This is a genomic window from Amycolatopsis sp. NPDC047767, assembly GCF_040704195.1.
Lineage (GTDB): Bacteria > Actinomycetota > Actinomycetes > Mycobacteriales > Pseudonocardiaceae > Amycolatopsis.
Window position 1 is genome coordinate 39,646 of the sequence record NZ_JBEYSJ010000050.1, and the last position, 22,703, is coordinate 62,348.

The 22,703-nt window shown below is 71.8% G+C and carries 20 protein-coding genes and 1 pseudogene; 11 read left to right on the plus strand and 10 right to left on the minus strand.

The genetic code is table 11. The features are described from left to right. Positions 1–63 precede the first annotated feature (63 nt). Positions 64–1,527 (plus strand): amidase, encoded by a 1,464-nt coding sequence (locus AB0878_RS45865; protein WP_366589069.1) that lies wholly within the window; start codon positions 64–66, stop codon positions 1,525–1,527. Between the two features lie 47 nt (positions 1,528–1,574). Continuing rightward, complete coding sequence (locus tag AB0878_RS45870; RefSeq protein ID WP_366589071.1) at positions 1,575–1,895, plus strand: hypothetical protein; 321 nt, start codon at positions 1,575–1,577, stop codon at positions 1,893–1,895. Here AB0878_RS45870 and AB0878_RS45875 read toward each other — a convergent pair. After that, complete coding sequence (locus tag AB0878_RS45875; protein ID WP_366589073.1) at positions 1,885–2,763, minus strand: alcohol dehydrogenase catalytic domain-containing protein; 879 nt, start codon at positions 2,761–2,763, stop codon at positions 1,885–1,887. The genes AB0878_RS45870 and AB0878_RS45875 overlap by 11 nt on opposite strands. Positions 2,764–2,871: 108 nt before the next feature. Between AB0878_RS45875 and AB0878_RS45880 the strand changes: the two genes are divergently transcribed. Beyond that, complete coding sequence (locus AB0878_RS45880) at positions 2,872–3,441, plus strand: helix-turn-helix domain-containing protein (protein WP_366589075.1); 570 nt, start codon at positions 2,872–2,874, stop codon at positions 3,439–3,441. A 276-nt stretch (positions 3,442–3,717) separates the two neighbouring features. Here AB0878_RS45880 and AB0878_RS45885 read toward each other — a convergent pair whose 3' ends face one another. Further along, entirely contained in the window at positions 3,718–4,983 is a 1,266-nt protein-coding gene (locus tag AB0878_RS45885; protein WP_366589077.1) for a hypothetical protein, read from the minus strand. Between the two features lie 134 nt (positions 4,984–5,117). On the opposite strand from AB0878_RS45885, the gene dxs reads away from it, so the two are divergent. Further along, entirely contained in the window at positions 5,118–7,016 is a 1,899-nt protein-coding gene (gene dxs, locus AB0878_RS45890) for a 1-deoxy-D-xylulose-5-phosphate synthase (RefSeq protein WP_366589079.1), read from the plus strand. A 19-nt stretch (positions 7,017–7,035) separates the two neighbouring features. Here dxs and AB0878_RS45895 read toward each other — a convergent pair whose 3' ends face one another. Next, on the minus strand, positions 7,036–7,644 hold the full coding sequence (locus tag AB0878_RS45895; RefSeq protein WP_366589082.1) for a TetR/AcrR family transcriptional regulator: 609 nt from the start codon (positions 7,642–7,644) through the stop codon (positions 7,036–7,038). Positions 7,645–7,709: 65 nt separating this feature from the next. Here AB0878_RS45895 and AB0878_RS45900 point away from each other — a divergent pair, with 65 nt between their 5' ends. The 3 genes and pseudogenes from AB0878_RS45900 (at position 7,710) to AB0878_RS45910 (ending at position 12,792) form a co-directional block, all read left to right on the plus strand. Continuing rightward, entirely contained in the window at positions 7,710–9,176 is a 1,467-nt protein-coding gene (locus AB0878_RS45900) for an AMP-binding protein (RefSeq protein ID WP_366589084.1), read from the plus strand. 102 nt (positions 9,177–9,278) lie between these two features. Next, positions 9,279–11,891 (plus strand): annotated as a pseudogene (locus tag AB0878_RS45905) (multifunctional oxoglutarate decarboxylase/oxoglutarate dehydrogenase thiamine pyrophosphate-binding subunit/dihydrolipoyllysine-residue succinyltransferase subunit); the annotation flags it as partial. Positions 11,892–11,979: 88 nt separating this feature from the next. Continuing rightward, entirely contained in the window at positions 11,980–12,792 is an 813-nt protein-coding gene (locus AB0878_RS45910) for a hypothetical protein (protein WP_366589119.1), read from the plus strand. Between the two features lie 3 nt (positions 12,793–12,795). Here AB0878_RS45910 and AB0878_RS45915 read toward each other — a convergent pair whose 3' ends face one another. Next, a complete protein-coding gene (locus AB0878_RS45915; protein WP_366589087.1) occupies positions 12,796–13,161 on the minus strand; it encodes a tautomerase family protein in 366 nt (121 codons plus the stop codon). Between the two features lie 119 nt (positions 13,162–13,280). On the opposite strand from AB0878_RS45915, the gene AB0878_RS45920 reads away from it, so the two are divergent. Beyond that, entirely contained in the window at positions 13,281–13,727 is a 447-nt protein-coding gene (locus AB0878_RS45920; RefSeq protein WP_366589090.1) for a winged helix-turn-helix transcriptional regulator, read from the plus strand. Positions 13,728–13,785: 58 nt separating this feature from the next. Further along, a complete protein-coding gene (locus AB0878_RS45925) occupies positions 13,786–14,823 on the plus strand; it encodes a hypothetical protein (protein ID WP_366589093.1) in 1,038 nt (345 codons plus the stop codon). Between the two features lie 20 nt (positions 14,824–14,843). Here the strand turns inward: AB0878_RS45925 and AB0878_RS45930 are convergent, their stop codons facing one another. The 5 genes from AB0878_RS45930 to AB0878_RS45950 are packed head-to-tail and all read right to left on the minus strand — an operon-like array spanning position 14,844 to position 20,476. Next, on the minus strand, positions 14,844–16,172 hold the full coding sequence (locus tag AB0878_RS45930; RefSeq protein WP_366589096.1) for a cytosine permease: 1,329 nt from the start codon (positions 16,170–16,172) through the stop codon (positions 14,844–14,846). A 54-nt stretch (positions 16,173–16,226) separates the two neighbouring features. Next, positions 16,227–16,610, minus strand: coding sequence for a nuclear transport factor 2 family protein (locus AB0878_RS45935; RefSeq protein WP_366589098.1), 384 nt, complete (start codon positions 16,608–16,610; stop codon positions 16,227–16,229). Between the two features lie 23 nt (positions 16,611–16,633). Beyond that, positions 16,634–17,845: an amidohydrolase family protein gene (locus tag AB0878_RS45940; RefSeq protein ID WP_366589100.1), complete on the minus strand. Its 1,212-nt coding sequence runs from the start codon at positions 17,843–17,845 to the stop codon at positions 16,634–16,636. Next, positions 17,842–18,924 carry a DUF917 domain-containing protein gene (locus AB0878_RS45945; protein WP_366589103.1) on the minus strand — a complete coding sequence of 361 codons (1,083 nt, stop codon included), beginning with the start codon at positions 18,922–18,924 and terminating at the stop codon, positions 17,842–17,844. Before AB0878_RS45945 ends, AB0878_RS45940 begins: the two co-directional genes overlap by 4 nt. Continuing rightward, on the minus strand, positions 18,911–20,476 hold the full coding sequence (locus AB0878_RS45950; protein WP_366589105.1) for a hydantoinase/oxoprolinase family protein: 1,566 nt from the start codon (positions 20,474–20,476) through the stop codon (positions 18,911–18,913). Before AB0878_RS45950 ends, AB0878_RS45945 begins: the two co-directional genes overlap by 14 nt. 223 nt (positions 20,477–20,699) lie before the next feature. On the opposite strand from AB0878_RS45950, the gene AB0878_RS45955 reads away from it, so the two are divergent. Then, positions 20,700–21,296, plus strand: a complete 597-nt coding sequence (locus tag AB0878_RS45955) for an XRE family transcriptional regulator (protein ID WP_366589107.1) — start codon at positions 20,700–20,702, stop codon at positions 21,294–21,296. Positions 21,297–21,348: 52 nt separating this feature from the next. Here AB0878_RS45955 and AB0878_RS45960 read toward each other — a convergent pair whose 3' ends face one another. After that, complete coding sequence (locus tag AB0878_RS45960; protein WP_366589109.1) at positions 21,349–21,891, minus strand: carboxymuconolactone decarboxylase family protein; 543 nt, start codon at positions 21,889–21,891, stop codon at positions 21,349–21,351. 120 nt (positions 21,892–22,011) lie between these two features. On the opposite strand from AB0878_RS45960, the gene AB0878_RS45965 reads away from it, so the two are divergent. Next, positions 22,012–22,599 carry an ABATE domain-containing protein gene (locus AB0878_RS45965; protein ID WP_366589111.1) on the plus strand — a complete coding sequence of 196 codons (588 nt, stop codon included), beginning with the start codon at positions 22,012–22,014 and terminating at the stop codon, positions 22,597–22,599. Positions 22,600–22,703 lie beyond the last annotated feature (104 nt).

The window sequence follows — 22,703 nt, forward strand, 5'->3', positions numbered from 1 at the left end:
ACTGTCGAAGTCAGCTGCGTAGAGTCTGACTTCGACAATCCGAACCCAGAGTGGGGGACCTCGATGCAGGCGGACTGGACTTACGCGACGGCCGGCGAACTGTCCGCCGCCCTGCGTGCGGGCAAGGTGAGCGCGGCCGGGCTGACGGAGGCGGCGATCGCGCGCATCGAGATGTACGACCCGGAGCTCAACGCGGTGTGCGTGCGCGACTTCGACCGGGCACGGGCGGCGGCGCGGGAAGCCGACGCGGCGCTGGCGCGCGGGGACGACCGGCCGCTGCTGGGGATTCCCGTGACCGTCAAGGAGTCGTTCAACGTCGCGGGCCTGCCGACCACGTGGGGGATCCCGCCGTTCAAGGACTTCGTCGCGACTGAGGACGCGCTGCCGGTCGCGCGGCTGAAGGCGGCGGGCGCCGTCGTGCTCGGGAAGACCAATGTCCCCTTGGGGCTCGGGGATCTGCAGACCTACAACGCGATCTACGGCACCACGAACAACCCGTGGGACCGCACGCGGACGCCGGGTGGTTCGTCCGGGGGCTCGGCCGCCGCGCTCGCCGCCGGGTTCGGCGCGCTGTCGATCGGGTCGGACATCGCGGGTTCACTGCGGGCCCCGGCGCATTTCACCGGGGTGTACGCGCACAAGGCGTCGCAGGGTGTGCTGCCCTCACGCGGGCACACCGCGCCGCCGAACCCGCCGCTGCCGTCCGAAAAGGACCTCACCGTCATCGGGCCGATGGCGCGCACCGCGAGCGACCTCGCGCTGCTGCTCGACCTGCTCGCCGAGTCGGATCCGCTCACGACGCCGCGTGGTGCGTCGGGGAAACTTCCGCCTTCGCGGCGCACGGCGCTGGCGGATTACCGCGTGCTCGTGGTCGAGGACCACCCGGTGATGCCGACGTCCGCGAGTGTGCGGGCCGGGATCCGGCGGGTCGCCGACGTGCTGACCCGCGCCGGCGCGCGGGTGGAGCACGACAGTCCGCTGCTGCCCGATCCGGTCGAGGCCGCGCGGACGTTCGTGCTGCTGTTCGACTCCGTCGTCGGCGCGAGCTGTCCGCCGCCGGTCTACGAGCAGTTCCGGCAGCGGGCCACTTCGGTGGCGCCCGATGATCACAGTCTCGCGGCGGAGCACCTGCGCGGCACGGTGATCAGCCACCGCGACTGGCTGGCCGCCGACGCGGTCCGCCAGCGGCACCGCCAGGCGTGGCGGGAGCTGTTCGAGGAGTTCGACGTCGTGCTGTGCCCGCCGATGCCGACTCCGGCGTTCCCGCACGACCACAGCGAAGACCAGCGGGGCCGGACGATTCCGGTCGACGGCGTGGCGCACCCGTACCCCGGCCAGCTCGTGTGGGCCGGGATCGCGTCGATGCCCGGGCTGCCGGCCACGGTCGCGCCGGTGGGGCTGTCCGACGAGGGGCTGCCCGTCGGTGTCCAGCTGGTGGGGCCGATGTTCGAGGACCACACCACGATCCACCTCGCGCGGCTGCTCGAAGGCGAGCTCGGCGGGTTCACCGCGCCACCGTGGGGTTGAACATCCCGGATTGACTTCGGTCGCCGGCGGTTTCTAGACTCGTTCCGGTGAGAACGATCGTTCTCGGAATGGAGCCGGTGGGCGTGACGATGCAGCAGGTCCGGGTCGAGCGGCTCGCCGAACACGATTACCTCGTCAGCGTCCCCAGCGGCGAGGACGAGGTCCTGATCCGGCTCAGGTCGGACAGCACGACGGTGTCCGAGCTGGAGTTCGGCGGGATCGAGGAGGAGCGGCTGGTGCGCGCGATCATGGCGTACCTGCTCGCGCGCCAGGACGCGGACGACCTGCCGGGCGAGCTCGACCTGGAGGACGTCGCGGCGGCGTACGACGATTTCGGTCCCGTCGTGCGCGGCTCGCTCACGGAGTGAGGACCAGGCGGCCGCGCAGGCCGCCGGTCCGGAACCGCGGGTAGGCGGCCGGGGCCTCGGCCAGCGCGACGGTGCCGGCGCGGCGCGCTTCGAGCACGCCCTGCTGGGTGAGGGCGAGCATCCGCGTCAGAGCGGCGGCGTCGGGGAAGACGACCGCCGAGGTGACGTCGATGCCGCGTTCGGGTGCGGGTTCGCGACCCGGGAAGATGCCGACGTAGGAACCGTTGGCGCGCACCGGCTTCAGCGCGGCCTCGTTGAGGAGGGCGGTGTCGAACACCGCGTCGACCTCGGGTGCCTGCGCCAGGTCCGTGATGATGTCGTGCGCTCCGCCGCGGGTGAGGAACCCGGCGTCCGACGCGCGAGCCAGGGCGACGACCGACCAGCCGTCCTGTGCGGCGAGGGCCACGGCGTAGCCCCCGACCGCACCGGCGGCGCCGGTGACCAGCAGCCGTTGTCCCGCCGCCGGGCCGAGGAGGGCGAGGAGCTGTGCCGCGGTCAGGGAGTTGCAGGGCACGGTGGCGGCGTCGAGGAGGTCGACACCGTCCGGCACCCGCGCGGCGTCCTGGGCCGGCACGAGCACGTACTCGGCGGCGGCACCCGCGACGGCGTGGGGCGCGTGCGGGAACTGCAGGGCCGCGACGCGGTCGCCCACGGCGAACCCGGTGACTCCGGGGCCGACTTCGTCCACGACCCCCGCCACGTCGAGCCCGAGCCCGACACCCGTGTGGCCGCTGTCGATCACGTGCAGGTCGGCCGGGTTCACCGCCGCGCCGGCCATCCGGATCCGCAGCTGCCCGTCCGTCGGGTGAGGGTCGGGCAGGTCCACGACCTCCGGCTCGCCCGGGCCGGTGAGGATGACCGCACGCATGACGTGGTCCTTTCTGGCGGCGTACACTCGACGTCGGCCGGAGCACCGCTCCGGTGCACTTCAAAGCTACGGAGCAGTGCTCCGCGACGTCAAGGCGGGAGAGCTCGCGTGACCGAAGCCACGCCGTCCGGGGTGCCGCACAACCGCGACCTCCTGCTGGCCGCCGCACGCGAGGCCTTCGCGGAACAGGGCACCGATGCGTCGCTGCGGGACGTCGCCCGCCGAGCCGGCGTCGGCATCGGCACGCTCTACCGGCACTTCCCGACCCGTGCGGCGCTGCTGGAGTCCCTTTTGGACAGCAACTTCGCCGCGTTGCGCACGCGGGCGGAGGCACTGGCGGACACTCCCGACCTCGCGGCACCCGACGCGTTGCTCACCTGGCTCGGCGAACTGGCGACCGGCGCGCGCACCTACCTGGGCCTGCCGGAGTCGATCATGGCGGCACTGGCGGACGAGGAGTCCGCGCTGCACGCCTCGTGCGCCGCGATGCGCTCGTCCGCAGGCCGGCTGCTCGCGCGCGCCCAGGACTCCGGCCGCGTCCGCGCCGACGTCACCGTCTACGAGGTCATCTCCCTGGCCCTCGGCCTCGCCTGGGCGGCCCAGCAACCCGGCGGCCCCGCGGACCTGATGGAACGCCTGCTCTCCACGGCCATGCACGGCCTCGCCGTGTCGAGCTGACCCGCGGCGGGCCGGCTCGGCCCACCTGCGCCGCGCCGCCAAGTCTTATGACCGGAGACGAGCCCCGTTCGATGAGCCGCTCCGGGTGGGCCGACCTGTGCCGAGGTCGTCCAGCGGTGGCGGACCTCCGCGGAGGGCCGGGAAGTTCTGCTGTCCGGAGAAGGGAAAGCCGCCGCGATGGGCTGGCGCGCCGCCCTCGCTCTCGACCTCAGGAAGACGCCGCGGGTGCTCCCGCCGGTTGCGGACCTGCCGAAGTCCCGCGGCGCCTGGCCGGGGTCAGTGCGAACCGGCCGCCGGGGTGTAGCCGACGTCGATCGCGTTCGGCAGACCGGCCGGGTGGTGCTGGCCGGTGAGGACGGGGTCGAAGTCGGTGCGACCGTTGAGGAAGCGCTGGAAGAAGGCGGTGACGTAGGCCGACGTGATGGCGCGCTGCCGGGGCTCCGTGAGCCGGGGCTGGTCCTGCTGCGGGCCGTCGGGGAACTGTGACCGGCAGGTGCCCGGGCGGGTGCCGAGGACGGCGTCGTCGTAGCTGCCGACCTGGTGGCCGCTCGGGGACCACTGGGTGTTGTAGTTGTCGTGGTTGCCGCCGGTGAGGGTGAAGCGGTAGATCGGGACCTGGTTGCGGCCGGAGTTGCTCGTGAAGTAGCGGCCGGTGTTGACCTGGTCGCACGTGCCCCACATCTGGGCGAACGGCACCTGCGTCACGGCCTCGTCGTTCCAGTTGTCGGTGGGCGCGAGGGCGAACACCGCCTTCACGGTCACCCCCGCGGGCCAGTCGCCGTGGCGCTGGTCGGCGGCCTGCTGCATGACCCCGCCGCCGCCCATCGAGTGGCCGATGGTGCCGACGTCGTCCAGGTTCAGGTGGCCCTGGAAGCCCACGGCACGCGGCTTTCCGGTGGCCGGGTCGGTGAAGTGGCCGCGCAGCGGTCCCTGCCCGGTCGACGCCAGCTGCTGCCACAGGGCGAGCTGGGCGTTGAGCAGCGCCGCCCGCGCGTAGTAGACGGTCGGGGCCTGGCCGCCCGCCGTCGCGTTGATCCCGTTGGTGCCGAGGGACACGACGACGAACCCGAGCCGCGCGAGCTGCCGCCCGAGGTAGTCGTAGCCGGCCTCGCTGGGCAGCGGCGGGACGCCGGGGGCGCACGGCCACGCCCACATCCGCGCGGACGTCTGCTCGACGATCGCGCTTTGCCGCGCCGCTTCCGCGTCGTCGCCGGCCTTTTGCGCCGCGGCCAGGGCGGCCTGGGCCGCGGCGTTGGCGTCGGTCGCGGCACGGTCGGCGCAGGTCTGCCACGAGCCGTGTTCGATCATGATCACCGGATGGGTGCCGAGCGCTAAGTCGGATGGGTAGTAGACGACGCCGTCGAGCTCGTTCTTGCCTTCGTAGCCGAGGTCCGCCGGTGGCGTGAACGCCTGGTCACCCAGGTCGTAGGCCACCGTCTCGACCCGGCGGGTGGCCGCCGGGTCCCCGGTCGCCACCGCCGTGCCGGATCCCGTCACGATCGCCGCGACGGCGAGCACCGTCGTCTTCATGATCAGCCGCATGGGCGGGGACGGTAACCGAAGATTGTCAGGAACCCGTTTGCCCGCCGAACCGCGTCCTCTGAGAACGACCATTCTCACCGTGTTGTACGTTCGGGTGGCTCCGGCCAGGTGGGCCGGTGGGCGAGGGGAGTGGCATGACCGGCTTGCTCTCGGGCGTTTCGAGCCCGGAAGACGTGCGGCGGCTGAGCTTCGAGGACCGCGTGGCGCTGTGCGGTGAGATTCGCGAGTTCCTGATCCGGACCGTGTCGGCGACCGGGGGCCACATCGGGCCCAACCTGGGCGTCGTCGAGCTCACGGTGGCGCTGCACGTGGTGTTCGACTCGCCGGCCGAGCCGATCCTGTTCGACACGGGGCACCAGACGTATGTCCACAAAGTCCTGACCGGGCGCCGGGCCGGCTTCGAGCGGTTGCGCCAGACCGGCGGGCTGTCCGGCTACGCCGCCCGTGCGGAGAGCGCGCACGACTGGATCGAGAACTCCCACGCGTCCACGGCGCTGTCCTACGCCGACGGCCTCGCGAAGGGCCTGGAACTGCGCGGCGAGACTCGGTGCGTGGTCGCGGTGACCGGCGACGGCGCGCTCACCGGCGGGATGACCTGGGAAGCGCTCAACAACATCGCCGCGGCCCGGCGGCCCGTGGTGATCGTGGTCAACGACAACGGCCGTTCGTACTCGCCCACCGCCGGCGCGCTGGCCGACCGGCTCGCCAAGCTGCGCCTGCAGCCGGGCTACGAACGCGTGCTGGACTCCGTGAAGGGGGCGCTGGAGAAGGCGCCGCTGGTGTACGACGTGCTGCACGGCGTGAAACGCGGCGTCAAGGATCTCCTGGCGCCGCAAGGGATGTTCGAGGATCTCGGGCTCAAGTACGTCGGCCCGGTCGACGGCCACGACCTCGCCGCCCTCGAACGCGCGTTCACGCTGGCGAAGAACTTCGGCGAGCCGGTGGTCGTGCACGCGGTCACGCGCAAAGGTCACGGCTACGCGCCGGCCGAAGACGACGACGTCGAGCAGATGCACGCTCCCGCCGCCTTCGACATCACCACCGGACGGCCGCTGGCCGCGAAAAAGCGCACGTGGACCTCGGTCTTCGCCGACGAGATCACCGCGCTGGGCGCCGAACGCGAGGACCTCGTCGCCATCACCGCCGCGATGCGCGAGCCGACGGGCCTGGGCAAGTTCGCGCGCGCGTTCCCCGAGCGCTTCCACGACGTCGGGATCGCCGAGCAGCACGCCGTGACCTCCGCGGCCGGCCTCGCTTCCGCCGGCGCGCACCCCGTGGTGGCGCTGTACTCGACGTTCCTCAACCGCGCGTTCGACCAGCTCCTCTTCGACGTGGCGCTGCACCGGCTGCCGGTCACGCTCGTGCTCGACCGCGCGGGCGTGACGGGCGCGGACGGGCCTTCGCACAACGGGGTGTGGGACTACGCGTTGCTGGGGATGGTGCCGGGGCTCGTGCAGGCGGCGCCGCGGGACGAACCGACGCTGCGAGCTGCGCTACGGGCGGCGGTGGCCCACGACGAGGGGCCGAGCGTCGTGCGGTTTCCCAAGTCTCCGCTGGTCGCCGGCGTGCCGGCGATCCGCCGCGAGGGCGACGTCGACGTCCTGTGGGAGTCCGGCGAAGGTGACGTCGATGTGCTCGTCGTCGCCATCGGCACCATGGCCACGGACGTTCTCGCCGCGGCTCCGGGAATCGCCGACGCCGGGTTCACGGTCCGCGTGGTCGATCCGCGGTGGGTGAAGCCGCTGCCCGCCGCGCTCGTCTCCCTTGCTCGCGGTGCGGGATTGGTGGTCACCGCGGAGGACGGTGTGGTCGCCGGAGGAGTCGGCTCGCGGATCGGTCAGCAGCTCCACGCCGCCGGCGTCGACACCCCGGTCCGCGAAATCGGGGTGCCGGACGAGTTCCTCGCGCACGGCAAGCTCGACGACGTGCGGGCCCGCGTCGGAATGTCCGCGCAGGCCGTCCGCACCCGGATCACCGAGTGGGGCGCCGCTCTCGCGGTGTCCACAGAGGAATCCACCGCACCGTCGGCATGACGGCCGCGGCCGCCCGCGCTCAGGACTGGGCGCGGGCGGCGCCGCGGCGACGGGGGCCGGGTGTTTCGGCGCCGATGATGATCTCGGCTGTCCGGCGGGCCTCCGCGGCCGGGGTGGCGGTGCGCTGGACGGCGGCCGCCGAGACCGCGCCCTCCGCCAGCAAGTACACGGCGTTGCCGGCTTCGCGGGAGAAGCCGGCGTCGGTGACGATGCCGGACAGCAGCTTGCGGAACTCGCGCTGGTGGTGGTGCACCTCGGCGGCGACCGCCGGGGTCGTGGCCCCGAGCTCGCCGAACGCGTTCATCCACGGGCAGCCGCGGAAGTCGGCCTCGCAGAACCAGCGGTGCAGCCAGGTGAAGATCGCGGCCACGCGGGCGTGCGGCTCGTCGGCCTTGGCGACGAAGTCGGCGATGCTGCCCATCATGCGCTCGTGGCGCCGGCGCAGGAAGGCGACGACGAGGTCGTCCTTGCTGGGGTAGAGCTGGTAGATCCGCCGCAGCGGCAGGTTCGCCGCGGTCCGCAGCCGGTCCATGCCCACGGCCTGGATGCCCCGCGAGTAGAACACTTGCTCCGCGGCGTCGAGCAGCTGCTCGCGGACGGGGTCTCGGAGTTCCTCGGCGCTGGTCACGGCACCTCACGTAAGCGGACGTTGACGGTCGGAAAAGTGAACCCTAGACTATCACCACCGTGAGAATGAACGTTCTCACCGACGACGAGGACACCATGGACCGTCACTCCGGGGTCGAAGCGGGCCGGGAGATCCGGGAAGCGCTGACCCGAGCCGCCGACACCGTGCTCACCTCCAGCCCCGACGGCACCGTGACCCGCACCGGCGAAGACCTGCTGCGACGGGCCCGGGCGCTGGCGGGCCGGCTGGTCGAGCGCGGGCTGACGGGCGCGACGGTCGGCCTGTCGTTCCGCAACAGCGCGGCCGCGCTCGAGGCGTTTCTCGCCACAGAGCTGGCCGGGGCCACGCGCCTGCCGGTCGAACCGTCCGCGGCGACAGCCGAAACCCGGGCGATCTTCGACGCCGGCGGCGCGCGGGCGGTGCTGACCGACGGCCACCACGACGACGTCCGCGACGATCCGACGGGCTGGACGAGCACGGCGCTCGGTGCCGCGACTCTGGTGCACCACGACGCTTCACCGGCACCGGGCCCCGAGTGGTTCGACCGGGTTTTCGTCCGCGCGGAACAGCCACTGGTCGTCTACCCGCGCGCGGTCCGCGGCGGCGAGCTCTTCGGCATCCCCACCAGCTACGCCAACTGGCGCGCCATCATCGATATCAACGTGGACCTCCACCGCGCCGGTGGCTACGGCCCGCCGCTCGCCGCCGGCGAGCGCTACCTGACCGTCGTCCAGCTGATGCACGCGACCGGCCTGGTCGGCAGTTTTCCCTTCCTGCACCTGGGTTTGCCCCAGGTTCTGCTGCCGCGGTTCTCCGCCGGCGCGATGGCCGAGGCGATCGAACGGCACCGGATCACGACGGTGTTCGCCGTTCCCGGAATGCTGAGCCGCGTCGCCGACGCGGTGGGCGACCCCGGCCGCCTGGCTTTGCTGCGCCGCGTGCTCTACGGCGGCGCGCCGGTGGAAACGGCCGAGCTCGCCCGTCTGCACCGCGTCTTCGGCGGCACCCTCTGCCAGCTCTACGGCCGCTACGAGGCCGGCTGGCCGCTCACCGTCCTCAGCCCCGACGACCACGGGCGCCTGCTCGCGGGCGACGCGCAGGTGGCCGGGACGTGCGGCCGCCCGATCCCCGCCGTCGACCTGCGGATCGTCGGCGGGGAAGTCCGCACCCGCAGCCCGATGGTTTCGCCCGCCTTCGCGGACGTGGACGGCTGGTGCCGGCTCGGCGACACCGCCGAGCTCACCGGCGCCGGTTACCTGCGGCTGACCGGCCGGCTCGACGGGATGATCAACACCGGCTCGTTCCACGTCTACCCGGACGAGGTGGAAGAGGTCGTTCTCACGCACCCGGCCGTCACCGCGGTCCGGGTGACCGGGGTCGCCGATCCGCGGTGGGGCGAGACGGTGGCCGCGTACGTCGTCACCACCGATCCGGCGGTCGGCTCGACGTTGCGCGAGTGGCTGCGCGATCGCCTCGCGCCGTACAAGGTCCCGACGGTGGTGCACGTCGTGGATCGCTTGCCACACCACTGATTTCCCCCGGATCCGGGGCCGGGCGAACGGTCCTCTTCCGGGGCGTAGACTGATGCCGAGCGGTGAGAACGAGCGTTCTCAGGGAACAGGAGCTGGATCGAAATGGCGGGCACGGACGTCGACGAGGGGTCCCCGGCAGGGTTCGGGGTCAACGAGTGGCTGGTGGAGGAGCTGTACGACCGGTATCGGCAGGACAAGACCTCGGTGGACCGGTCCTGGTGGCCGGTCTTCGAGAACTACCGGCCCGAGGCGAACACCCCGGACACTCCGGACACCCCGGACACCCCGAGCACCCCGAGCACGCAGCCTCCCGTCGCACCGGCGCCCGGTGAGCAGCCGGACGGAGACGTCACCGTCCTGCGCGGCACCGCGAAAACCCTGGCGTCGGCCATGGACGCGAGCCTTTCCGTGCCGACCGCCACGAGCGTCCGCACGGTGCCGGCGAAGCTCCTGGTCGAGAACCGGATCGTCGTCAACGACCACCTGCGCCGCACCGGCGGCGGCAAGGTCAGCTTCACGCACCTGCTCGGCTGGGCACTGGTGCAGGCCGTGAAGCGGTTCCCCGGCCAGAACGTCCACTACGCCGTGGTCGACGGAAAGCCGGCCGTCGTCACGCCCGAGCACGTGGGGCTCGGCGTCGCCATCGACCTGGCGCGCCCCGACGGCCGCCGCACGCTCGTCGTGCCGGTGATCAAGGCCGCCGAGCCGCTGACGTTCGCCGAGTTCCTGGCGTCGTACGAAGACCTCGTCGAACGCGCCCGCGGCGGCGCGCTGAAGGTCGACGACTTCGCCGGCCTCACGCTGTCGCTGACCAACCCCGGCGGGATCGGCACCGAGCACTCCGTGCCGCGCCTGACCCAGGGCCAGGGCGCCATCATCGGCGCGGGCGCGCTGGAGTACCCGGCGGCGTTCAAGGGCGCGAGTGCCGAGTGGCTCGCGGACAACGGCATCGGCAAGACCCTCACGCTCACCAGCACCTACGACCACCGCGTGATCCAGGGTGCGGGCAGTGGCGAGTTCCTGCGCCTGGTCGAGGAGTTGCTGCTGGGTGAGCACGGCTTCTACGACGACGTCTTCGCCGCGCTCCGGATCCCGTACGAGCCGCTCCGCTGGGCCGCCGAGGTCACCGGAGCGGTCGACAAACCGACCCGGGTCCACGAGCTCATCGACGCCTACCGCGCCCACGGTCACCTCGCCGCCGACACGGACCCGCTGGAGTACCGGCAGCGCTCGCACCCGGACCTCGACCCGGCCACCCACGGCCTCACCCTCTGGGACCTCGACCGCGAGTTCGCGACCGGCGGCCTCGGCGGCCGCGAGCGGATGGCCCTGCGCGACATCCTCGCTCTGCTGCGGGACGCCTACTGCCGCACGCTGAGCATCGAGTACACCCACATCCAGGATCTCGAGCAGCGCAGGTGGCTGCGTGAACGCGTCGAGCAGCCGTTCGCGAAGCCCGGGCGAGACGAGCAGCTGCACCTGCTGGGCAAGCTCATCGAAGCCGAGGCGTTCGAGACGTTCCTGCAGACCAAGTACGTCGGCCAGACGCGCTTCAGCCTCGAAGGCGGCGAGTCGGCGATCGCGCTGCTCGATGCGATCCTGGGCCGCGCGGCCGGCGAAGGCCTGGCCGGTGCCACCATCGCGATGGCGCACCGCGGCCGGCTCAACGTGCTGGCCACCATCGCCGGCAAGACGCACCGCCAGATCTTCGACGAGTTCGAGGACAGCGCCGAGGCGGGTGGCGGTTCTGGCGACGTGAAGTACCACCTGGGCACCGAGGGCGTCTTCACCGCCGCGGACGGCGCCGAGCTGCCCGTGTACCTGACCGCCAACCCGTCGCACCTCGACGCGGTGGACGGCGTGCTGCTCGGGGTGGCCCGCGCGCGGCAGGACCGCAGCGGCGACGGGCGGTTCTCGACGCTGCCGATCATCGTCCACGGCGACGCGGCGCTCGCCGGCGAAGGCGTGATCGCCGAGACGCTGCAGATGTCGCAGCTGCGCGGCTACCGCGTCGGCGGCACGATCCGCGTCAACATCAACAACCAGGTCGGGTTCACGACGCTGCCGCAGGACGGGCGTTCGTCGGTGTATTCGACCGACGTCGCCAAGACGATCCAGGCGCCCGTGCTGCACGTGAACGGCGACGACCCCGAGGCCGTCGTGCGCGCCGGGCGGCTCGCGTTCGCCTACCGGCAGGAGTTCGGGCGCGACGTGGTGATCGACCTGATCTGCTACCGCCGTCGCGGGCACAACGAGGCCGACGACCCGTCGATGACCCAGCCGCGGATGTACGCCGTGATCGAGGCCAAGCCCTCGGTGCGCAAGCTCTACACCGACGTCCTCACGCGGCGCGGCGACCTCACCGCGGACGAGTTCGCGGCCGCCGAGCGGGACTTCCGCGACCGGCTGGAGCGGGCGTTCGCACAGACCACTGTGGACAGTGTCGCCTCTTCGGAGACTCGGCGCGCCGCGCCGGTGCGGCCGACCGCGATCTCCGACGTGACCGTGAAACAGATCGCGACGGCGTTCACCGATCAGCCCGAGGGTTTCACCGTGCACCCGAAACTCGCGCCCCTGCTGGCGAAGCGCGCGGAGATGGGGGAGAAGGGCGGCATCGACTGGGCGTTCGCGGAGCTGCTCGCGTTCGGCTCGCTGGTGCTCGACGGCGTGCCGGTGCGGCTCGCGGGCCAGGACAGCCGGCGCGGCACGTTCGTGCAGCGCCACGCCGTGCTCCACGACCACGAGACCGGCCGGGAGTGGACACCGCTGGGCGCACCTCGGCGAGACGCAGGCGCCGTTCCGGATCTACGACTCGCTGCTGAGCGAGTACGCGGCGCTCGGGTTCGAATGCGGCTACTCGGTCGAGCGGCCGGACGCGCTCGTGCTGTGGGAGGCGCAGTTCGGCGACTTCGTGAACGGTGCGCAGGTGATCGTCGACGAGTTCGTGAGCTCGGCGGAGCAGAAGTGGGGCCAGTCGTCGTCGGTCGTGATGCTGCTGCCGCACGGGTACGAGGGCCGCGGGCCGGACCACTCGTCGGCGCGGATCGAGCGGTTCCTGCAGCTGTGTGCCGAGGAGAACCTGATCGTGGCGCAGCCGTCGACGCCGGCGTCCTACTTCCACCTGTTGCGGCGCCAGGCTTTCGCACCGGTGCGCAAGCCATTGGTGGTGTTCACGCCGAAGAGCATGCTGCGGCTGCGGGCCGCGACGAGTGCCGTCGCGGACTTCACCGAAGGTGCCTTCGCGCCGGTGCTCGACGACCCCCGCGATCTCGATCCCGCCGCCGTCGAGAAGGTCGTGCTGGTGTCCGGAAAGCTGTACTACGACCTGCTCGCGCGGGCGGGCGGGAACGTCGCGCTGGTGCGGCTGGAGCAGTTGTCGCCGTTGCCGCAGGCGGAGCTGACGCGGGTGCTGTCCCGTTACCCGAACGCGGACCTCGTGTGGGCGCAGGAGGAACCGAAGAACCAGGGAGCGTGGTCGTTCCTGCGCGGCGAGTTCGAACCGCCGGCCGGCAAGCGGCTGACGGTGGTGTCGCGGCCCGCGGCCGCGTCACCCGCGACGGGTTCGCACCACCGGCACCAGAAGGAACAGGCCGAGCTGGTGCGGCGGGTGCTCTGAGGCTCAGACCTCAGGGAGGATCCGGCCGTCTTCGAGGACGTTCGCGCCGGGGATCTCGGTGAGGAAGATCGCGACGCTTTCCTTGGCGTCGCCGGTGATCGCGCACCAGTCGTCGGCCAGCCGGTGCAGCAGCCGGGCCCGAAGCTCCGGCGGCCGGCCGGAGCGGAGGAAGCCGACCAGACGCGGGCCTGTCACCGGCTCCCCGGCGACGAAGATGCTGCCCGGCGCGACCTCGGTGAACGAGCAGTGCACGTAGACCTCGGGCGCGCCGGTGACCTCGGCGTGGACTTTCGTCACCGCCGCCGCCACTTCCGCCCGGTGCTTCAGCGTCGCGCCACCGCTCGGGACCGTGAACTGGTAGAAGGGCATCGTCGTCCTCTCGGCCGCCGGGACTCGGATCGAGTCCGACTCTAGGGGGCAGCCACGATGCCCGCAACCAGGTAAGACTCGAAAGTTGTCCTACTCGGCCTTGTCCTACGATGGCTGCCATGAAGCACGACGAGCTCCAGGACGTCTACTGCTCCGTCGCCCGCACGTGGTCGGTCATCGGCGAGCGCTGGACGATGATGATCCTGCGTGAGTGCTTCCGCGGTGAGCGGCGCTACGACCACTTCCGCACCAAGCTGGGCCTCGGCAGCAACGTGCTCAACGACCGCCTGCGCCTGCTCACCGCTGAGGGTGTCCTGGACCGCGTGCAGTACCAGGACACCCCGCCGCGGCACGAATACCGCCTCACCGAGAAGGGCGCGGACCTCTACCCGATCCTCCTCGCCGTCATGTCCTGGGGCGACAAGTACCAGAACGAGGTCCCCCCGGTCCGCCTCCACCACCGCGACTGCGGCCACCCCGCCGACCCCCGCCCGACGTGCGCCCACTGCGGCGAACCGGTGGGCTGGCGCGACCTGACCGCGGAGTTCGAACCGGGCGCCTGGTGAGCGCGCCTTCGCGAAATTCGGTGGGCCACGGGCGCTTGACCGTGCTCGAATGTTCTCGATGACTGAAGCTGACTACCGCCGACGAGACCTCGAACGGCGCGCCGAGATGCTGACCCTGCCCACTGTCCGGCTCCGGCACCACGCGAAGATCCTTGCCCCGCAAGAAGGTGACGTGCGGGTGACCGCGTCGATCGGCCCCTCCGGCGAGGCCGTGGCCCTCTGGTCGACGCCCGAAGATCTCGCGGCGCTGCGGTCCACGACCACGCAGCCGGGCTGGGCCACGTTTCCCGATGCCGTGGCGCCCCATGCGGTCGCGGCCCGCGTGAGCGTGCACGCACCGGAACCGATCGGCACCACGCGGATCGCACGGCTTCCGGTGGCGCACCCCCACGTGCAGCCGTTGCCCGACGGCCGGACGCTGATCGTCGGCGCCCGGTGCCGGTGGCGCGAGGGCGGCCCGGACCGCAACGCGATCGTCTTCGACGCCGACGGAACGCCGGTGATCGAACAGACCCTGGGCGACGGCATCGAACACGTGGCCGCGACGCGCCGGGGCGAGATCTGGGCGGGCTACTTCGACGAGGGCGTCTTCGGAAACTACGGCTGGGGTGGCGAAAACGCCGACGAACCCCTCGGCGATCACGGGCTGAACCGCTTCTCCGCCGATTTGACCCTGACCTGGCGCTTCCGCCCGCCCGACGATCACGGGTCTTGGGGGATCAGCGACTGCTACGCCCTCAACGTCGACGGCGACACGGCGTGGACCTGCCACTACACCGACTTCCCCGTCGTGCGCATCCGAGACGGTGAGGTGACCGGTTGGCACAACGACGTCCACGGCGCCAGGGCCCTGGCCGTCGGCGGTTCCCGGGTCGTGTTCTACGGGGGCTACGGCGCCGAGCGCGACCGGCTCGTCGTGGGTGTCCTCGGCGACGACCGCGTGCACGTGACCGGCGAGTACCGCCTGGTCCGGCCGGACGGCCGGGAACTGCCCGCCGTCCGCGCCATCGGCCGTGGGCCGGACCTGCACGTTCTCCTCGAGCACGACTGGCTGCGGCTGTCCGTCGAGGACCTCCCCGGCGAAGAGCCGCGGTAGCCGGCCGTCCGGCGAAGACGTCACGACGCTTCCGCCGCGGGGGCCGGAGCGGGTTCGGCCGCGGGCACGACCGGACGCCGCACCAGGCCGAGTTTCCCGGCCGCCGCGTAGAGGACGAACCCCGCCACCAGTGACGTGATCGCCGGGCTTCCGAAGCCCGCCAACGCGCCCGCTAGCGAAGCCAGCACCCACACCACCAGCGCGGCCGGGACCCAGCGGGGCGCCTCGGGCGGAAGCTCGTCCGTGGCGCGGCCCCGGTCGAGCAACGGACGGCACGAGCGGACCACGAAGTACTCCGCCAGCATGATCCCGGCCACCGGCGGGAAGATGTACCCCAGGGCCGCCGCGTACGAGGTGAACCAGTCCAGCGCGCCGAACGCCGCGGTGACACTGCCGACCACGCCGACGGCGATCGTCACCGCCGCGCGGTGGACCTTGCGGCGGAAGATGATCTCGACGAACGACACCAGGGCGAGGCTGGCGCTGTAGAGGTTCCAGTCGTTGATCTTCACGGTGCCCAGCAGGATCACCAGCACCCCGACCCAGCCGACGGACGAGACGATGATCGCGATGACGTCGCTGGAACCCGCCGCGTGGGCGAGCAGCACGCCGGCCAGCCCGATCACGTACTCGCCGAGGGTGATGCCCACGACGGTCTGCTTCACGACGTCGCCGACGGACCGGTTGAAGCGCGCCATGTCGGGCGTGATCACGGCGCCGGTGATGAACGAGCCGGCGACCAGCGCGGCGCCCTGCGCGAGCGTCATGGCCGGGCCCGGCGGGGGAGAGGCGACCAGGTCCGACAGCGAGTGCCGCGACAGCTCGGTGCCGACCGACCACGCCACGAGGGCGAGGAACACCGGCACGGCCAGGTAGGCCGTCCACGCCATCGACGTCATGCCGTAGACCACGATGCCCGTGACCACGAGCCCGAACACGATCGCCCACGCCCACAGCGGCAGCCCGCCGAGCAGCGACAGCAGGCCCTGCGCCGAAACGCCCGACTGCACGCCGAACCCGATGGTGATGGACAGCCCCAGCACGAGCGACAGCAGCGCCGAGCCGCCGGTGCCGAAGCCCGTCCACCGCGCCAGCAACGCGGTCGGCAGTCCTTCCCGCACGGCGATCACGCCGACCAGGACGGACACGAGCTCGATCACCAGCGCGCCCAGCGTGAGCGCCCAGAACGCGGTCCAGAAGTGCATGCTGTAGCCGAGAGTGGCCCCGATGAGGAACTGGATCAGGGCCGAGAGCTGGCCGAACCGCTGGACCGCGATCCCGAACCAGGAACGGCGCGCGGTGAGCGGCACGCGCGCGAGGGAGTAGTCGTCAGAACCCGCCGAACTCATGACAGCCTCCAAGGCCGGCTCGATGTGGTGGATCCCCCCTGCAACGATGGGTGGTCAGGGCTGGTGCGGGACGCCTTCGGACAGGTGCGCGTGCACGACCTTCCAATCGCCGTCGACGCGGCGCAGCACCGCGGTGAAGCGGGCGTCGATCACGCCCTCGTCGAGCAGGTCGACCCGCGGCGAGTCGAAGATCCACGCGACGTCACCGTGCACGAACCCCTGCGGGTCCGAGACCAGCACCTCACGCGGCTGGTACTGGCGCAGGTGGTCCAGGAACTGCGCGAGGGTGAGCGCGCCGTCGGGACCGGAGGCGACGGTGTGGACGAAGTTCTCGTCCTCGGTGTGGGAGTGCTTCGTGATGAACTCGACGTCACGCCGGTGGCCCGCGGCCAGCCAGTCCTTGACCAGGTTCACGACTTCGTCAGGCGCCTTTGCCATGGGGGACTCCTCGGGGAAGGGGATCAACGGGTGCGGACGAGGTGCCCGCGTTGCCAGACTTGCGCGACGCGCTTGCCGTAACCGGTGAGGTCGAGCGGGTCGCCGTCGACGACCACGAGGTCGGCGACCTTGCCGGGTTCGACGCTGCCGAGCTCGTCGCCGAGGCCGAGCAGCCGTGCGGCGGAGGAGGTTCCGGCGCGCAGAGCGTCCACAGGGGACAGTCCGGCCTCGCCGAGCAGCTCCAGTTCGTCGAGGTTCGAGCCGTGCGGGAACACACCGCTGTCGGTGCCCAGCGCGATCGGCACGCCGGCGTCGACCGCGCGGCGGATCGACTCCAGGTGCTCGGCCGTCACGGCGCGGGCCTTGTCGAGAACGGCCGCCGGCAACCGCGTGGTGCCCGCGTCGACGTCCCGCAGCAGGGCCCGCCCGGCGATCAGCGTCGGCACGAGCCAGGTCCCTCGTTCGAGCATCAGGGAGATCGCCTCGTCGTCGAGGTGGACGCCGTGCTCGATCGAGACGACCCCGGCACGCACGGCGTTCTTGATCCCGGCCGTGCCCTGGGCGTGGGCCATCACGCCGAGCCCGGCGGCGGCCGCCTCGGCGACGCAGACGTCGATCTCCTCGGGGGAGAAGTGGCCGTGGCGCGGGTCGTCGCTGGGGGAGAGGACTCCGCCGGAGGTGCAGATCTTGATCACGTCGGCGCCGGCGCGCACGAGTTCCCGGACGCGGCGACGCATCTCGTCAGGGCCGTCCACGATCATGTCCGGCCGGCCGGGGTGCGGCACGAGCAGGCGCACGGTCTCGCCGCTCGCGCTCCAGCCGTCGGTGTGGCCCCCGGTCTGCCCGAGCACGGTGACGGCCGTGCGCAGCCGCGGCCCCTCGATCAGGCCGTCGGAGAGCGCTTTCTTGATCCCGGCGTCGGCCCCGCCTGCGTCGCGGACGGTGGTGACGCCGGTGTCCACAGTGGCCGCGAGGTTCCGCGCGGCGGCGTAGAACTGGTAGGAGAACGGCTCGTGCTGCATCCGGAACGGGTCGACGCCGGAGAACACCACGTGCACGTGGCAGTCGATGAAGCCGGGCAGGATTGTGCGGCCGGTGACGTCGACTTCCTCGTCGCCGTCGAGGCCGAGCCCGACTTCGGCGATGCGGCCGTCCTCGATCACCACGTCGCCGTCGGCGGGCGCGGCGCCGGTGCCGTCGAGCACCCGGCCGCCGCGCAGGACCGTGCGGCTCATCGGGCCACCGCACCGGTCTCGACCGGCGTGAAGTCCACGTCGTACCCGAATCGCCGCGGGCCGGAAGCGCGCAGGCCCGCCTCGGTGCGCCACCGCTCGTCGCACGGCAGCCCGATCACGGCCACGCGGTAGCCGTACCGCAGCTCCTCCGCGGGAATCGGTGCGCCGGTCTCGCGTTCCAGCGCCATCAACAGGTCGGGCGTGGTCGCGACGATCCGCCCGTCGCGCCGGCCCACCAGGTACTCGTTGCGGAACCCGAGCCGGAACTCCTGCCCGGCGAACGCGTCGAGGCCCTGCAGCACGGCCTCGCCGACCGTCCAGCCGCCCTCGGTGGCGCGCTCGACACCGACCACCTTCCCGTCGAACAGCCGTGCCCCGCCACGTTCGGCGACGACGGCGTCCACCGGCGAGGTGTGCTCGGCCCTCGCGGTCCGCACGACTTTGCCGAGCCTCGCGGCCAGGCTGAGCGCACCGCGCACCAGCCACTGCTTGGCCTGCGCGCCGGTCATCGGGTACAGCGCCGACATCATCACGCAGCCGGAGGTGATCATCGCGGACCGGGCGATGCGGTCGGCCCAGTCGTTGGACTCCGCGGTGATGACCAGCCGGTTGCCGTGTTCGTCCACGAGGGACATGGGCGTGGTGGACGCGCCGTAGAGGGCGGGGGTGACGAGGTCGAGCGTCGGGAAGGCGCGGCCCATCCCGTCGGCGTCGAGCATCGGGATGCCGTGCAACGCGGCCGCGGTCACGGGGATCACCGCGTTGAGCCCGCCCGCTTCGGCGGGAGCGACGTGGGTGAAGCGGTAGCCCAGGTGCTGTTCCAGGGTTTCCAGCGCGGCCACGATTTCGCTCGCCCGCGGCAGTTTCTCCACCACGACGCTCGGCGCGCCCATGCCGGCGACGAACACGACCCGCGCGTCGTCGGGAATCCCGGCCACGTCGAGCAGCGGCACCGGGCCGTGCTCGCGGATCGACAGCCGTGCCATCAGCTTGCCCAGGTAGGGATCGCCGCCGCCACCGGCGGCGAGGATGGTGGCGCCGGTGACCAGGTCGTCGAGCACGGGTTCATCGAGCTGCATGGAGCTGCTCCTCACGTGGGGGCACGAAGGTGCCGAGGTCGCCGACGGCCCGGACGCGGACCCTCGTGGTGTGCTGCAGGTAGGCGAGCGGGAGGTCTTCCTCGTCGACGATCCGCACCGTCCCGGCGACGGCGCCGGCCTCGACCGCGCGTTCGTGCGCCCTCAGGCGGGCCTCGGCGAGCACGTCGTCGCGGGAGCGCTCGGCGAGGGAGTAGATCCGGTCGACCTCCGCGCCGACGTTCGCGGTCGCCGCGCCGACGGCGTTCGCCACGGGCGCGTGGCCAGGTCGCAGCACTGCCGACACGCCGGGCATCTCGTCGCCGACCACGAAGGCCCCGCCGCCGACGGCGATCACCGGGATGGCCGCGGCGCTGAGTTTCGCGCGTTCCACGGCTTCGGCGATCCGCTCGTGCACGTGCGCCAGCACCCGGCCGGTGAACTCGGCTTCCAGGTGGGCGACGAGGGCCGGGTCGCCGACGTCGGCGAGGCCGGCCGCCACCGCGACGTCGGTGAGGGTGAGTGTGTCGCCGCCGAAGACGAGCGCGCGTTCGGTGAGCCGGTGGCCGACGCTCTCGGGCCCGACGCTCACCTGGCCGTCGTGCTCGGCGACCAGGCTGCCACCGCCGATGCCGAGCGAGACGACGTCGGGGATCCGGAAGTTGGTGCGCACCCCCGCGAGGTCGATCGCGATGGCCGACTCGCGCGGGAACCCGCCCTGCACGAGGCCGATGTCGGTGGTGGTGCCGCCGACGTCGGCGACGATGCAGTCCGTCTCGGCCGACTCGAAAGCCGCTCCGCGCAGGGAGTTCGTCGGCCCGGAGGCGATGGTGAGGATGGGGAACGCCCGCGCCAGGGCCAGGTTCATCACGGTGCCGTCGTTCTGGGAGAGGAACAGCGGCACCTCGAGGCCGACGTCGGCCAGGGCGTCGGCGAAGCCGGTGATCACGCGGACGGCCAGTGGCCGCAGCGCGGCGTTGAGGATCGCGGCGTTCTCCCGCTCCAGCATGCCGAGGCGGCCGATCTGGTGCGACAGCGTGACCGACGCTCCGGGACGCACCCGGTCGATGAGATCGCGGGCTTCGCGCTCGGCGTCCGGGTTGACCGGGGAGAACGTGCCGCTGACCACGAACTCGCAGCCCTCGGGCGCCGTCCGGGCGATCTCGCGGACGGCGTCCGCGTCGAGCGCCTGCAGCGGTTCACCGGTGAACTGGTGCCCGCCGCCGACCACGTGAGCCCGCGCCCGTACCGCGGCGGCCAGGGGCGGCGGCCAGTCGGTGAACGGTTCGAGCGTCTGGGGCGGCGTGGCCAGCCGGATGACGACCACCGGCGCGAGGCGGCGCGCCTCCACCACGGCGTTGACGAACTGTGTCGTGCCGATCACCACGGCCTCGACCGCGGCGGTGCCGACCTGCGCGACCACTGCGGCGAGTGCCGTGGCCACGCCGGTGAGCACGTCGGCCGTCGTGGTGGTTTTCGTCCACGCCACGACCCGCTCGCCGTCGAGCGCGACTGCGTCGGTGTTGGTGCCGCCGACGTCGATTCCGATGCGCATCGTTGCCCTTCCCGGACCACGGGGCAGGGCCCGCCGCCGCTATCCAGTAAACAGAACGTGAATCCAGTAAACTGAACACTGAACTTGCGGCGTACAGTACGAGCCGAGTTCGCGCGGGTCAACCGCTTGCCGGATAACGGATGCGTCACCGCGGCGGCGGGGAAAGTTCACAACACCGGACACGACTTCCAGAAAACTGGACGATCGGGTACCGTCCCGGACCATGTCATCCGGGTCTCTCGACGAGGCGGTCCCCGAGATCGGTCCCTACCTGCGCGCGTGCCGCAAGCGGCGCGGGCTTTCGCTGCAGCAGGTGGCGCTCGCGACGGGGATCTCGAAGTCGTTCCTGTCCCTGGTGGAGAACGGCACCAACGACATCACCTTCGGCCGCCTGCACCGGCTGCTCACGCTCTACGGCGTGGACCTGGCGGACCTGATGCCCGCCCGCGATCCGGAGGAGGGGATCGTGGTGCGCGCCGCCGAGCGTCAGCGGGTCTACAGCCCGGCCGCCGGCATGAGCGTCTACCTGGCCTCCCCGGATACCCGCCGCACGCTGCTGTCGGGTATCGCCCTGCTGGAACCGGGCGCGGTGATGGCCGAGGACTCCGTGCACGACGGTGAGGAATGGGTGCACGTCGTGCGCGGTGCGGTGCAGCTCGTGCTCGACGGCGGGGAGTCCGAAGTGGACCTCGAACCCGGCGACAGCGTCTACCTGCGCACGGGACGGCGGCATCGCTTCGCGAACCGCGGGGACGTTGCGGCGGAGGTGATCACCGTGCTGTCGCAGGGTGGCTTCCCCGGTGGCGGTCCGGCCGACTGAAACCCTTGCGTCGAGCGGGGTTCGAGCCAGGCCCGAACCCCGCCCGCGGTGATCAGTCGTGGGGCCGCACGACCGGGAACTCGTTGTCGGTGTCGGCGACGATGTTGAAGTAGTTCGTGAGGACGTTGAGCGCGAGGTTGCCGACGACCTCGCCGATCTCGGCGTTGGTGACGCCGGCTTCGCGCGCGGTCTTGAGCACGGTCTCGTCGATCGTGCCGCGGCCGCGGGCGATGGCGTCGGACAGGGTGAGCAGGGCGGCGACGTGCGCGTCGGCCGAGTCGGCATGGCGGGCGCGCTCGATCTCGTCGGCGTCGAGCTTGGCGACCTTCCTGCCGATCATCGTGTGCGCCGACAGGCAGTACGTGCACTGGTTGTACTCGGCGGTGGCGAGGGCGAGGCGCTCGCGGACGGCGGCGGGCAACACCCCGCCGGCGAGCGCGCCGGACAGGCCGAGGTATCCCTTCAGCAGCGCGGGGCTGCTCGCCATGGTCTTCGCCATGTTCGGGATCGCGCCCATGTTCTTCTTCGTCTCGGCGAGCAGGACCGCGGCCTGGCCGGTGGCGTGCTCGAGCTCGATCTGGGGCAGCGTCGGCATCTCGAAGCCTTTCTAATGTTTGGAGTCTTGTTAACCGTTAGGTCAAAGTGGCACGGGTCGCTCCGCGCTGTCAAATGGTTGTGACGCAGACTTCCATTAGGAAGTGCTAGAGTGGGTGCCATGACGACCGCTGCCCTGCTCGGCGAACCCCTCCCGGTGGAGCTGATGAACACCGTGAACGCCGGCCGCGACGGCGTGACCGACGCGTTGACGGACGACGCCGACGTCGTCAGCTGGCTGGCCGCCGTCGCTCCTCGTCTCGAAACCGAGGCCGGCGTGGCGCTCGACGACGACTCGGCGCCCGTCGCCGACCGGCTGCGACGCCTGCGCGACGCCCTGCGCGCGCTCGCCGCCGAGGCCACCGACGACCCCCGCCCCGTGGCGGTCGAGGTGGCCCGGGCCGAGGCGCTGGCCACGCTCAACGACCTCGCCCAGACGCGCGCCGAGCTGGTCTGGCCCGAGGACGGCGAGCCCGCCCGCGTACTTCGCTCAGGCGGTACCCCGGCCGAACGCGCGGTGGCTTTCCTGGCGCACCAAGGCATCGACCTGCTCGGCGGCGAGCAGCGGCAGAAGCTGCGCGCCTGCCTGGCGCCGAACTGCCTGCTGTTCTTCGTGAAGGACCACTCCCGGCGCGAGTGGTGTTCGGCCGGGTGCGGCAACCGGGCGCGGGTTCAGCGGCACTACCAGCGGCACCACGCCAAGAGCTGACGGCCTAGGTGTATTTGGCCAGGACGTTGGTAGCGGAAGGTTCTGGTTGACGTGGGGAGAACCTCCGGTTGAGGTGTGGCTTGTCTAGGACCCACGTCAACCGG

Bases quoted from the DNA above. Each gene is read 5' to 3' on its own strand.
- AB0878_RS45865 (WP_366589069.1), top strand. From the start codon at position 64: ATGCAGGCGGACTGGACTTACGCGACGGCCGGCGAACTGTCCGCCGCC.
- AB0878_RS45875 (WP_366589073.1), bottom strand. From the start codon at position 2,763: ATGCGTGCGGTCATCCTCACCGGCCCGGGCGAGCCGGAGGTCGTGGAC.
- AB0878_RS45885 (WP_366589077.1), bottom strand. From the start codon at position 4,983: ATGCGGCTGATCATGAAGACGACGGTGCTCGCCGTCGCGGCGATCGTG.
- dxs (WP_366589079.1), top strand. From the start codon at position 5,118: ATGACCGGCTTGCTCTCGGGCGTTTCGAGCCCGGAAGACGTGCGGCGG.
- AB0878_RS45900 (WP_366589084.1), top strand. From the start codon at position 7,710: ATGAACGTTCTCACCGACGACGAGGACACCATGGACCGTCACTCCGGG.
- AB0878_RS45915 (WP_366589087.1), bottom strand. From the start codon at position 13,161: ATGCCCTTCTACCAGTTCACGGTCCCGAGCGGTGGCGCGACGCTGAAG.
- AB0878_RS45920 (WP_366589090.1), top strand. From the start codon at position 13,281: ATGAAGCACGACGAGCTCCAGGACGTCTACTGCTCCGTCGCCCGCACG.
- AB0878_RS45925 (WP_366589093.1), top strand. From the start codon at position 13,786: ATGACTGAAGCTGACTACCGCCGACGAGACCTCGAACGGCGCGCCGAG.
- AB0878_RS45930 (WP_366589096.1), bottom strand. From the start codon at position 16,172: ATGAGTTCGGCGGGTTCTGACGACTACTCCCTCGCGCGCGTGCCGCTC.
- AB0878_RS45935 (WP_366589098.1), bottom strand. From the start codon at position 16,610: ATGGCAAAGGCGCCTGACGAAGTCGTGAACCTGGTCAAGGACTGGCTG.
- AB0878_RS45940 (WP_366589100.1), bottom strand. From the start codon at position 17,845: ATGAGCCGCACGGTCCTGCGCGGCGGCCGGGTGCTCGACGGCACCGGC.
- AB0878_RS45945 (WP_366589103.1), bottom strand. From the start codon at position 18,924: ATGCAGCTCGATGAACCCGTGCTCGACGACCTGGTCACCGGCGCCACC.
- AB0878_RS45950 (WP_366589105.1), bottom strand. From the start codon at position 20,476: ATGCGCATCGGAATCGACGTCGGCGGCACCAACACCGACGCAGTCGCG.
- AB0878_RS45955 (WP_366589107.1), top strand. From the start codon at position 20,700: ATGTCATCCGGGTCTCTCGACGAGGCGGTCCCCGAGATCGGTCCCTAC.
- AB0878_RS45960 (WP_366589109.1), bottom strand. From the start codon at position 21,891: ATGCCGACGCTGCCCCAGATCGAGCTCGAGCACGCCACCGGCCAGGCC.
- AB0878_RS45965 (WP_366589111.1), top strand. From the start codon at position 22,012: ATGACGACCGCTGCCCTGCTCGGCGAACCCCTCCCGGTGGAGCTGATG.